The organism is Rossellomorea sp. H136, assembly GCF_056838065.1.
This window is the reverse complement of the sequence record NZ_CM166371.1, coordinates 4,007,718-4,020,073: the sequence shown is the minus strand read 5'-3', so window position 1 is coordinate 4,020,073 and position 12,356 is coordinate 4,007,718. Positions and strand designations below refer to the sequence as shown.

Genomic DNA, 12,356 nt, shown 5'->3' with positions numbered 1-12,356 from the left:
TACTGAAGAATGTTTATGACAGAAGCATAGTAAAGTCAGTAATCCATTTATTAAAGGGTTGCTGACTGCTTTTATATTCCTCATTGGAACGTTACAATACAGAAATCGAATTTGGTAGATGCCTTTCTGGAATATCGGGGCTGTCACCAGCAAGATCGGGATTCGCGCTGGAAGGAATAACAAACGATATTCGAAAAGCTAAAAAGTATGGGGGGAAAAAAATGAACAAGGTTCGCGTAGGGATCATTGGAATTGGAAATATGGGCACAAGTCATCTAAAAATCATACAAAATGAACAGATTAACGGGATTGAACTAACGGCCGTCACAGATCAATCGGAAGAAAGAAAAAAATGGGCGAAAGAAAATCTGACGAATGTGAAGGTTTTTGACAATCCGGATGATTTACTGACTTCTGATTCGGTCGATGGTGTGATTATTGCAACCCCGCACTTTGATCATGCTGAAATAGCTATCAAAGCATTTGAAAATGGACTTCATGTCCTTTGTGAAAAACCTGCTGGCGTCTATACGAAACAAGTCAGGGAAATGAATGATGCAGCAGCAAAAACTGATAAAGTGTTTTCCATCATGTATAACCAAAGAACTAACCCGGTCTATCAAAAAGTTCGGGATTTAGTAATGTCTGGTGAATTAGGTGAGATAAAACGGACCATTTGGGTAATTGACTGGTATCGTTCGCAAAGCTACCATGATTCCGGAAATTGGAGGGGGACATGGGCTGGAGAAGGTGGAGGGGTATTATTAAATCAGGACCCTCATCAACTTGATTTGTGGCAATGGACAACCAATATGATGCCAAAGCGAGTAAGGGCATTTTGCAGTTATGGCAAGTATTACAATATTGAAGTGGAAGATGATGTTACGGCATATGTTGAATATGAAAACGGTGCAACTGGTCTATTTATTTCTTCTACCGGAATCGCACCGGAAACGAATCGCTTTGAGATTTATGGTGACAGAGGAAAGCTGGTCGTTGAAGACAATAAAATTACATTTTGGAGAAATCGTATTCCCGAAAGACAATTTAATGAAGAATGGAAAGGTGGATTTGGAATGCCGGAAAATTGGAAATGTGAGATTCCTGTCCACGGTTCTGAAAGCGGTCACAAAGGAATCATAACCAATTGGATCGAGGCTATTCTTTATGATAAACCGTTAATCGCCCCTGGAGAAGAAGGAATAAAGGGATTGACACTTTCGAATGCAATGCACTTATCTTCATGGACCGACTCCTGGGTAGACTTGCCTCTTGATGAAGATTTGTTTTATGAAAACTTGAAAGAAAGAATGAACAACTCTGTCTTTTACAAACAAACTTCCGCTACTAAGATTCTAGATGTTAAAGGGACTTATTAGAATAGGATTTATATAAAAATCTACATGCATTAGGAGGAGTATTTTCCATGAAACAGAAACTGGCTGCCCAATTGTTTACATTACGAGATCAAGTGAAGGATGATTTTCCTGGAGTCTTAAGAGATTTAAAGGATATGGGATGGAGCGGTGTACAAATAAGCGGATTATTTGGATATTCAAAAGAGGAAATTGCATCGGTATTAGAAGAAACGGGTTTAAGAACGGCAGGGATTCATGCTAGTATTGATAGTTTGCGAGGGGACTTGCAGACAGTTGTGGAAGAAGCTGACCTCTTTGGAACGAAAGACATTGTATGCCCGTACATCCCTGAAGAACTAAGAAATGAAGAAAGTTATAGAGCGATTAGAAGCGACTTAAATGAGATCGCACGTAAACTTCGGAAAAATGGATATCGGATCAGTTATCATAATCATGATTTTGAATTTGAGACAACAATAGATGGAAAGAGTGCGTTGGAATATATCCTTGATCCTGTCGAGGAGAATCGTATTCTGGCTGAAATTGATGTCTATTGGATTAAAAAAGCCGGATATGATCCACTAAGTTTCATCAAGAATTACACTCGCCGCCTTCCCATTATTCATCTAAAGGATATGGCAGACGATGAAGCGCAATCATTTGCCGAAATAGGCACAGGCATGATTGCTTTCGAGCCGATTTTATTATGGGGAGAAGAAAATGGAATAGAGTGGTACGCAGTTGAACAGGATGAGTGTCCGGGAGATCCTTTGAAGAGTTTACAAATCAGTTTAAACAATCTACATGACATGATAGACAGGCTGAATTCAAAATCAGTTCGATGATAGCAGATAAATCCTTTAGTGAAACAGAGACACATACCAAAACAAAAAAGTGGGAGGAAACTTATCATGTCAGTAGCTATGAAACAAGGTAAATTTGTCATTGATGGGAAAGAAGAATTTCTATATGGCGGGGAATTACATTATTATCGTGTACCGAAAAATGAATGGAGAGATCGTCTGACGAAACTAAAAGAAGCCGGATGTAATCTAGTCAGTTCATATGTTCCATGGGTTTGGCATGAAATTGAGGAAGGCATTTATGACTTTACCGGGGAAACTAGGGGAGAACGTGATTTAGTGTCATTTTTAGCGTTGGCTAAAGAATTTGGACTCTATTGTATTGTTCGCCCAGGTCCATATGTTATGGCTGAAGTTCGATTTCATGGTGTGCCAGATTGGTTGCTTAATACGTACCCGGAAGTAATTGCAAAAAAACGAGATGGAAAAGATCATCCTACCCGGGTTGTATCATACAGACATCCGGTTTTCCTTGAAAAAACAAAAAAATGGTATGAAGAAGTGAATAAGGTGCTTGCTCCAGAACAGGTCAGTCATGGTGGATCAATCATCATGTATCAGTTATGTAATGAAATTGGAATGCTCCACTGGGTAAGCAATACATCAGATTATAACCAAGAAACCTTGGAGAAATTTATAGGGTATCTTTCAGCCAAGTATGGATCAATCGAACATTTTAACAAGAAATATGAAGTAAATGAAGATTCCTTTTCAGAATTTGTCAAAACGTTTAAAGAAGGTTTACCTGAAGAATATCCTTCCTTTCATTATGAATGGAGTGAATTTAGAAGGAAATATATTAAAGACTATACAGGGGACTTGAGGGGGTTTGCAAAAGAAACCGGGATAACCGTACCCTTTATCATCAATGTTCATGGCTTTAAAGACTTTTCAATCTATAGTCGCGGGGTTGATTATCCAATAGGTCTGTCACAATTGTATGATACGGCTGAATTTGATGATGTTGTGATTGCAGGAGATTTTTATCCAGGACGTATTGGATACGATAATTATCACGATTTAGTATTGGCAACTACATACACAAGAGCCATTTCCCAAAAAGATCAACCGATATTCTCAGCAGAATTTCAATCCGGGCGTTTGGCCGATCGGCCGAGACTTTATCCACAAGATTTGGACTTGAATACCAGAACTTGTGTTGCCCATGGGATGAATGCATTAAATTATTATATGTTTGTCGGGGGAGAAAACTACGAAAACATCGGACTGTTTGGCAGAAGACATGAATGGCAGGCACCAATTGATTCTAAAGGAGAATTACGTCCAAACTATGAAAAGGCACGCCATCTTGGAGAAGTATTCCAGTCAATCGGCAAGAAATTAATTGAATCACCTAAAAAAGTCCACACATTTGTTGGATTTAATCCAAATGACTATATGACGGAAGTGATTGAAGATCGTGATCGGGTTCTCCTGGGGGAAGTTATTGGGAAACGGGAGCAAGCTTCTTTTGATGGTATTCTTCGATTATTGGTGGCTGCGAATATCCAGTATGAAGCGATTGATTTATTGAAGGATTTATCTGTTGCTGAAGTTCCTTCATTATGGGTGTTTTCAACCAAAAAAATGGATGCGGGACTACAAAAACGTCTTGCACAATATGTTAAACAAGGCGGTAAGCTCATTATCTATCCGGAGGCTCCAACTGAGGATGTGCAAGGGAAACCTTGTCGAATTCTGGCAGATGAGTTGAAATTAGGCGAATGGGAAGTTGTGGGTGGACCCCCTGATTATATTGATGTACTTGGCATTGATGCGGTTAATATAAGACAACGAATGCACTTTACAACATTTGACGGTGAACCGATTGCCACGTTTACACGTACAGGTGAAAATCAGGTAGCTTCCTATAAAAAACAAATCGGAATGGGAGAAATCTTAATCCTGGGAATATTAATGGGGCATGATTACAGCTATCAAATAGATGTTATCACAGAAATCGCTGAACAATTTGGAATAAAAAGACACTTAAGCTCAACAAATGCAGATCTTTCTCTAGTTGAACGCACGAATGGAAAGGAATCATTCTTATTTGTAGGAAACTATGATGAAGTCGAGCAATCAGGTGTGATTTATGAACATGGACAACCGCTTTTTGATGGAGAAGCGATTAATTTACCTCCGAGATCTTCAGTCATGATTGTAAGAAACTATGAAATAACGGATGGCTTAACGATCGATTTCACAACAGCTGAAGTCACTCGCCTTTATGAAACAAAAGATCAAATCGAAATAACACTGAAACCGATTGGATCTACAGGTATGCTAAAAGTGGATACAAATGGTAAATGGGAATCGGAAGAGAATGAATCGACGAAAGTGAATACGATTGAAGTGAAAAATATTTGCAAGCCTACAACGATAAAAATTAACAAGTTAAAAGAAACGGTTATGAGGTAAAAGGAAATAAATTCTTTCAACAGTTATAAGAACTCTTTTATCTAAATGATAGGAACAAAAGATATAGTAAACAGGAGGGAAAAAAATTGATTGAAATCAAAAACAAGCAAATTCTCATAGATGGTGAGCCAAAAATCATCATGGCAGGGGAAATCCACTATTTTCGTCTAGATCGTGATGAATGGCAGGACCGTATTGATAAATTGAAAGCTGCAGGATGTAATGCTGTTGCCTCTTACGTACCGTGGCTATGTCATGAACCGGTTGAGGGCGAAATCGATTTGGTTGGGAAGACCCGACCGGAACTGGACTTAATAGGCTTCATTGATTTATGTGCAGAAAATGGTCTTTACTTCTTCTTGCGACCAGGACCGTTTATTATGGCTGAAATGAAAAATGAAGGAATTCCTCATTGGGTCATTGAAAAGCATCCAGAAACAGTACCCCTGACTTGGGATGGAAAGAAGACTTTAGCCCACACGCTTGATTATATGGCTCCGGGTTTTTTACAAGAAACAAAGAAATGGTTTGAAGCCGTGATGGCTGTTTCTGTACCACGTTTGCATACAAATGGTGGAAATATCATAGCTGTACAACTTGATAATGAGATTGGAATGCTCTCATGGGTAAGTAATAGTCCTGATTTAACAGACAATGTTCTGAGGGATTTTTCTCAATGGTTGAAAGAGCGTTATGACGTTGATGCCCTTACTACCCGATACCCATTTGATATCAATGATGTTGAAGGAAGAAAAGAAGCCATTCGCTCACCTAAAGAAGAGTACTCAGCTGAACTACACTTCGATCTTGGTTATTATATGAGAAACCGTTTCGCCCGTTATGTAGCAACATTAAGAGCTTATTCTGAAGAATTTGGTGTAAAAGATGTTCCATTTGTCGTAAATATTCATGGGACAGGAGGAGGTCGTGCTTTAAGATTTCCTATTGGTATCAGTCAGCTATATGAGTCGTATACACAAGCACCTGGTTATATTTCTGGGTCTGATATATATTTTGGGGATCTATCGATGGCGACTTTTCAGGATCTCTACTTGATCAATGGTTTTATGGATGCAGTTCACAATCAGGATCAGCCTTTGACGTCAGTGGAATTTAATTGCGGTGACGGAAACTTCGGTAATAATTTCAGTGGCCGTTTAGATCCTTCCGCTGCAGATTTCAAAACAAGAATGTGTATTGCTCAAGGAAATCGACTACTAAACTATTATCTATTGACTGGTGGAAGAAACTATCGGATGGATAATGAATACAACGATGGAAATGATCGAATAGCCCATACAGGAGAAAGACACGGATTTGCAGCTCCGATCAGCCCGGAAGGTGAACTAAATTACACGTTCCCAAGAATGGCACGTTCAATCAAGACGATTATGGCTGTTTCAGATAAGCTTGCAGTAATGGAAGAAGAACGTGATTCGGTTGCGTTTGCGTTCATCCCAGATTACTACATGACGGAGTCTTGCTATTCTCATAGTGAAAATATGAAGAAAATGTACCAAAACATTGAAGCAAACCGAGCTGGTAGTGCATGGGATAACATGGCACGTGCCATGTTACTTGCAGGATACCGATTCGGTTCAGTAGATATTCAAAATAAGCCAGTTGATCCTAAAGAAACACCTGTCCTTGCTGTACCATCAGCCCGTTACTTACATAGGGAAGTTCAGCAAAAACTGGTTGATTTCCTACATGCCGGAGGAGGCATCCTTCTCTATGGTGAAGTTCCCACACATGATATGGAAGCCAAACCTTGTACGATTCTTGCTGATGCTCTTGGCGTTCAACCAAAAGAAGTTCGTACAGCAAACCTTAATTATAAACTGTCTGTTTATGCCGATGGTTGGGCAAAACAACGCCCTGAGATTCGTACGCACAAAGCACAGGCACTTGAAGTTGGAGACGCTGAGGCGATTTTCCGGATTTATGGGACCGATGAAGTCTGTGGGTTTGATACTAAGGTAGGTAATGGGAAAGCGATCGTAATGGCCACAGCTTATAATACTGACATTGAACTATATAAAGAAGCCTTGGAAAAGCTGGGTGCACATGCATCCCTTCGCCACGACTGTAACTATCACGGTATTTTTATGACATCTACTGCTACAAAAGAAGGGGAAAGATTCATTCATATTTTGAATCTTGATGGATTCGATAAAGATATACACCTTTATGAAAATGAATCAAAACTATTAGATGGACGCAAGATTATGCTCCAAAGTAAAGATGGATTGATGATTCCGATCAATGTCACATTAAATGATGTGAAAATTGTGTATTCGACAGCCGAAGTGACAAATGTAAATAAGGATACGATCGAGTTTCGTCTAACCCAAGCTGAAGATGTCATCGCCATAGAGACGGATCGTGAAATTGTCCAAAGTGATGACTATCATGTACAGAAAAGAGAAAATATAACCTACGTTATTTCCAAGAAACATGGAAAAATTGATGATCGCTTGACTCTTCGTTTTATATAAACTTAAATGACGGCTTCTTTAAGATAAAAAGGAGTCGTCATGTACTTTAATTCCTTTTCCTTAAAGTTATCGTTTCACTTTATCTAGCATAATCAACTTAGTTTTCAACATAATCATTTTCTATTGAAAGGGGCATAGTTTTATGCAAAAAGAGCTTAGGTTTGATGTGAAAGATTATAAGTTGAACTATCTTTTATATTTACCGGATTCATTTCAACAGAATGGCTCACTAAAGTGGCCGTTGATCTTATTTCTTCACGGCGCTGGGGAACGTGGGGAAAACATGGAATTAGTCAAGAAACATGGGGTCCCAAAAATAGTTGAATATCAGGAAGAATTCCCTTTTATCGTAGTCTCTCCCCAATGCCCTGCTGACTCCTATTGGGTCAATGAGCTTGAATCATTGAGTGCACTGCTGGATGAAATTGTCCGGGAATATCCAATAGATCCTGCTCGGATTTATCTTACCGGACTAAGTATGGGAGGGATTGGTGCTTGGCATCTTGCAATAGCAAATCCAAAACGTTTTGCAGCTATTGCTCCGGTGTGTGGAGCACTTTCAATACCAGAATTCAGACGAGAAGAATTGCAGATAACAAATAACGTGAATCAATTATTAGTTGGACTAAAGAGGTTAAAAGATCTTCCGGTTTGGGCATTTCATGGTGACCAGGATGATATTGTACCGATTGAGGCCGCTCAAAAAGTCATTCAATCCCTGAAAAAACAAGGTGGAAGCGTAAAATTAACTGTATATAAAGGAGTCGGTCATGATTCTTGGACAGAAACTTATGAAAATGAGCAGCTATATATATGGTTTCTAAACCAAGAAACTAAATAATTGGATGTATCAATTTATTTAATATTAACTTTCAAGGGGGATTTTTAATCATGACGTTCGACGGGCTAGGAATGGGACTTGGAAATTTATCAAGATTGTCAAATGCTCAAACACGATCAATCAGTGCTGAAAATATCTCTGGAGAAAAAGGTAAAGCAGGCATGGCGACTGAGGGAACCGGAGCTAAGGCAGCTAGAGATTTGGGACTAGGATGGAAGGTTTCACCATCAGTAAATATACCGGCAAATAGTTCTTGTACGATGGCCGTGATTGAGGGCCCCGGTGTTATTCAACATATGTGGATGACTTGTGCACCAAATGCATGGAGGGACTTTATTTTTACAATTTACTGGGACGATGAAAAAGAGCCATCGGTTAAAGTGCCTCTTGGAGACTTCTTCTGCAATGGATGGTGTGAACGCTCGAATGTTAATTCACTTCCGATTTCAGTAAACCCTGCAGGCGGTTTTAATAGTTACTGGGAGATGCCTTTTCGAAAATCAGCAAAAATTGTTATGGAGAATCGATCTGACCGCGATATTATTCTTTATTATCAAATTGATTATGCTTTAACAGACATTCCTGAAGATATGGCATATTTTCATGCCCAGTGGCGAAGAAGTAATCCACTAAAAGAAAAAGAAGTTCATACCCTCATTAACGGTATTAAAGGAAAAGGACATTATGTAGGAACTTATATGGCGTGGCAAGTGAACTCCAATGGTTGGTGGGGAGAAGGTGAAATAAAATTTTATATGGATGGCGATAAAGAATTTCCAACCATCTGTGGTACTGGAACCGAGGATTATTTCGGAGGAGCTTGGAACTTCGAACAGCCTAAAGGAGAATATGGGACATTTTCAACTCCATTTCTAGGGTTGCATCAAGTCATCAAACCGGACGGTCTTTACCATGCTAATCAACGGTTTGGGATGTATCGTTGGCATATTATGGACCCTATCCGATTTGAAGAAGACTTAACAGTGACCATTCAAGCGCTAGGGTGGAGGTCAGGAGGACGATACGAATCAAGAAAAGATGATATCGCGTCTGTAGCCTATTGGTATCAGGCTGAACCGCATGGACCTTTTCCTGAACTACCCGGAAACGATGACCTTGAAGTAATATAGGAAAAATGTGTGGGGGGAGTAACATGAAGATCATTTATATCGATATTGATTCAATGCGCCCGAAGCATTTTGGAACGTATGGGTATCACAGAAATACAACGCCTAATATGGATAAAATTGCAGAACAAGGCGTACGTTTCAATAGAGCCTATTGTGCAAGTTCTCCTTGCGTTCCTTCCAGGGCAGCATTTGCGAGCGGTTTATTTGGAATCCATTCTGGAGTGGTCACGCACTGGGGGGCGGGATGTGATTTTCAAGGAGGAAATCAATTTGATCGCCCCATGTTTATCAGGCTGTTAAGAAATCATGGCTACAAACTTGCTACATTTTCCTCTTTTGCGGACCGTCATGATGCTTTTTGGTTTATGGCCGGCTGGAATGAAGTTCATACCCATACAATGAAAAAAGGAAATGAAGACGCCGACGAGGTAATGGAAGCGGTGCTGCCATGGTTAGAAAAAAATGCGATGAAAGAAAATTATTTCTTGCATATACAATTATGGGATCCCCACAGAAATTACACAATGCCTGTCAAATATCAGGAAATGTTCAAGGATACACCACCGCCTGCGTGGCCAGATGAAAAAGCGATTGAAGAGCATCAAAATAATTACGCACCATTTAGCGCATTGAACTTATTTCCACATGGAGAAAATAAAAGTAATTCTCCTGCAATACCTGACCGGATTCGAAATAAGGGAGACTTTAAATCATTTGTGGATGCGTATGATGGTTCCATTCGTTATATGGACGAGCAATTAGGAAGATTGTTTAAAACGTTAGAGGATTTAGAGGTTATGGAAGATACAGCAATTATTTTAAGTGGTGACCATGGCGAGGCTATGGGAGAACATGGTATTTATGGTGACCATGTATGTGCAGACGAAGCTGTGCATCATATTCCAATGATTGTAAAATGGCCGGGGAGCAAGCTGAAAAGTATCCAGCGTGAAGACCTTGTATATAATGTGGATTTAACTGCTACAATCGTTGATTTACTTGGTATTCAAGTACCAAAAGGGTGGGATGGTGAATCGTTTGCAAACATTATTCAAGGAGAACCATATAAATCAAGAGAATACCTCGTATGGGACCATGGGTTGTATAGTGTAAGCAGGTCTGTCAGAACAGATGAATGGTTAATGATGAAGACCTATCATCCAGGTGTTGTACCTCTCGAACCGATTGAATTGTACAACATGAAAAAAGACCTTTTTATGACAAATAACATTGCAGATCAATGCTCAGACATCATCAAAGAGCTAGATCATTTATTGCAAAAATGGTATGAAGAACAAATTGGTCCATCTGAAAAACCAGATCCCCTTCCACTTGTAGTAGAAACAGGACCTTTTAAATATATTTCAAAACAAATGTGGAAAAATCATCTTCAAAAAATAGGTCGAACGGATCTAATGGAACAATTTATTCAAGCTATAAAAGATTAATAGAATAGAATTGTTGCCTGAATACCTTACATTTCTGTGGCGCACTTATGTAACCGTCCTAAAGTACCTGTTGAGGTAAATGAAGCCCAGTCATCTATAAAAACCTTGAAAAAACGCTTACATCACTTTAAAATGTAATTGAAACGTTTCAATTACATGATTATTTGTTAAACCTTCCAGCAATGTATAAAGAAATCTGTCATTCTACTAATTTGAATAAGAAAGGGAGATGAAAATGAAGATCCTCTACATAGATATCGACTCCTTGCGCCCCGACCACCTAGGCTGTCATGGCTATCATCGTAATACATCGCCTAATATTGATCGTCTCGCTAAAAGAGGTACAACATTCACAAATTATTACGCTTCAGATGCCCCGTGTGCCCCTTCTCGCAATGCATTGTTCAGCTCAAAGTTTGGTATTCATACCGGGGCTGTAAATCATGGAGGTTTGGATGCAGATACCCGTCCAATTGGTATTGATCGTCCCTTTAACTATCATCACACAGAATATCAAGCATGGGTTGATGTCCTTAGATTCCGTGGCCACCATACGGCAGTGATAAGTCCTTTCCCGGGGCGTCATGCAAAATGGAATGTACTTGAAGGATTTCTTGAAATGCATGATACGGGGAAGCACGCCGGTGAAACCGCGGAAGACGTAACATCCGAAGCACTTAAATGGATTAAAGGCCGTGGCACTGACAAAGAGGATTGGTTCCTATATCTTAACTTCTGGGATCCGCATACTCCTTACCGGACACCTCTTTCCTACGGTAACCCTTTCAAAGATGATCCTGCACCAGAATGGTTGACAGAAGAGATCATTGCCAAGCAGCGTGACAGCTATGGTCCAATGAGTGCGCGTGAAGTGCCTGCTGGTAACCAATGGCCGGATCTTCCAAAAGAGATCACTTCTCGAGAGGATTTTAAACGCTTTATTGACGGTTACGATACGGCAATCCGATATGTCGATGATCATGTAGGAATGCTTCTTAAAGCATTAGAAGAAGAAGGAATATTAGAAGAGACTACGATTATTATCTCAGCCGATCATGGTGAAAATCAAGGTGAGCTTAACGTTTACGGTGATCACCAAACCGCGGATCATATTACTAGCAGGATACCGCTCATTATGGCTGGACCGGAAGTTCGTCAAGGGCATATCGATGAGGATTTTCACTACCAGATTGATCTTGGGCCGACATTAACTGAAATGGCAGGAGGGACTCTTCGTGAAAAATGGGATGGTATAAGTTTTTTACCTGCCGTGACCAAGGGTGAATCGGCCGGTCGTCCTTATCTCGTTGTCAGTCAAGCAGCATGGAGTTGTCAGCGAGGAGTTCGTTTTGATAATTGGATGTTAATTAGAACCTACCATGATGGGTTGAAAGATTTCCCTGACTTAATGTTATTTGACATAGAAAATGACCCTCATGAAACAACAAACTTAGTAGAAGAAAGTCCGGAAGTGGTTGCAAAGGGTTTACTACTCCTTGACAAATGGGTGGCTGAACAAATGTCAACCTCAGATTATCCGTCGGATCCAATGTGGAATGTCATCCAAGAAGGCGGTCCATTCCATACAAGGGGAAACTTAGGAAAATATATAAAGAAGTTGAGAAATCAAGGAAGAAATGAAGCAGCGGATAGACTGGAAAGCCGGCATGAAAAATTCAATAAAATTTATGATAAATTGAACGGATAATCAGAACTTGTAAGTTAAATAAAGATTCATCTCCAATTAATGGTCAGTAACTTCCACTAAATGTATGGATGGAAGAGGAATGAAAAAAC

General features: G+C 39.7%; 8 protein-coding genes. All 8 read left to right on the top strand.

What is annotated here, in order from left to right; all coding sequences use genetic code 11:
- Positions 1-221 precede the first annotated feature (221 nt).
- A complete protein-coding gene (locus ACYH0O_RS20455; RefSeq protein WP_482630118.1) occupies positions 222-1,379 on the top strand; it encodes a Gfo/Idh/MocA family protein in 1,158 nt (385 codons plus the stop codon).
- A gap of 47 nt (positions 1,380-1,426) precedes the next feature.
- Positions 1,427-2,203 carry a sugar phosphate isomerase/epimerase family protein gene (locus tag ACYH0O_RS20450; RefSeq protein ID WP_482630117.1) on the top strand — a complete coding sequence of 259 codons (777 nt, stop codon included), beginning with the start codon at positions 1,427-1,429 and terminating at the stop codon, positions 2,201-2,203.
- A 66-nt stretch (positions 2,204-2,269) separates the two neighbouring features.
- Entirely contained in the window at positions 2,270-4,642 is a 2,373-nt protein-coding gene (locus ACYH0O_RS20445; protein WP_482630116.1) for a beta-galactosidase, read from the top strand.
- Positions 4,643-4,728: 86 nt separating this feature from the next.
- Positions 4,729-7,140, top strand: coding sequence for a beta-galactosidase (locus ACYH0O_RS20440; RefSeq protein WP_482630115.1), 2,412 nt, complete (start codon positions 4,729-4,731; stop codon positions 7,138-7,140).
- Between the two features lie 142 nt (positions 7,141-7,282).
- Positions 7,283-7,981: a carboxylesterase family protein gene (locus ACYH0O_RS20435; RefSeq protein WP_482630114.1), complete on the top strand. Its 699-nt coding sequence runs from the start codon at positions 7,283-7,285 to the stop codon at positions 7,979-7,981.
- A gap of 50 nt (positions 7,982-8,031) precedes the next feature.
- On the top strand, positions 8,032-9,111 hold the full coding sequence (locus ACYH0O_RS20430) for a glycoside hydrolase family 172 protein (protein WP_482630113.1): 1,080 nt from the start codon (positions 8,032-8,034) through the stop codon (positions 9,109-9,111).
- A 23-nt stretch (positions 9,112-9,134) separates the two neighbouring features.
- Positions 9,135-10,559 (top strand): sulfatase family protein, encoded by a 1,425-nt coding sequence (locus tag ACYH0O_RS20425; RefSeq protein WP_482630112.1) that lies wholly within the window; start codon positions 9,135-9,137, stop codon positions 10,557-10,559.
- A 235-nt stretch (positions 10,560-10,794) separates the two neighbouring features.
- Entirely contained in the window at positions 10,795-12,267 is a 1,473-nt protein-coding gene (locus tag ACYH0O_RS20420; RefSeq protein ID WP_482630111.1) for a sulfatase family protein, read from the top strand.
- Positions 12,268-12,356 lie beyond the last annotated feature (89 nt).

Bases quoted from the DNA above. Each gene is read 5' to 3' on its own strand.
- ACYH0O_RS20455 (WP_482630118.1), top strand. From the start codon at position 222: ATGAACAAGGTTCGCGTAGGGATCATTGGAATTGGAAATATGGGCACA.
- ACYH0O_RS20450 (WP_482630117.1), top strand. From the start codon at position 1,427: ATGAAACAGAAACTGGCTGCCCAATTGTTTACATTACGAGATCAAGTG.
- ACYH0O_RS20445 (WP_482630116.1), top strand. From the start codon at position 2,270: ATGTCAGTAGCTATGAAACAAGGTAAATTTGTCATTGATGGGAAAGAA.
- ACYH0O_RS20435 (WP_482630114.1), top strand. From the start codon at position 7,283: ATGCAAAAAGAGCTTAGGTTTGATGTGAAAGATTATAAGTTGAACTAT.
- ACYH0O_RS20430 (WP_482630113.1), top strand. From the start codon at position 8,032: ATGACGTTCGACGGGCTAGGAATGGGACTTGGAAATTTATCAAGATTG.
- ACYH0O_RS20425 (WP_482630112.1), top strand. From the start codon at position 9,135: ATGAAGATCATTTATATCGATATTGATTCAATGCGCCCGAAGCATTTT.
- ACYH0O_RS20420 (WP_482630111.1), top strand. From the start codon at position 10,795: ATGAAGATCCTCTACATAGATATCGACTCCTTGCGCCCCGACCACCTA.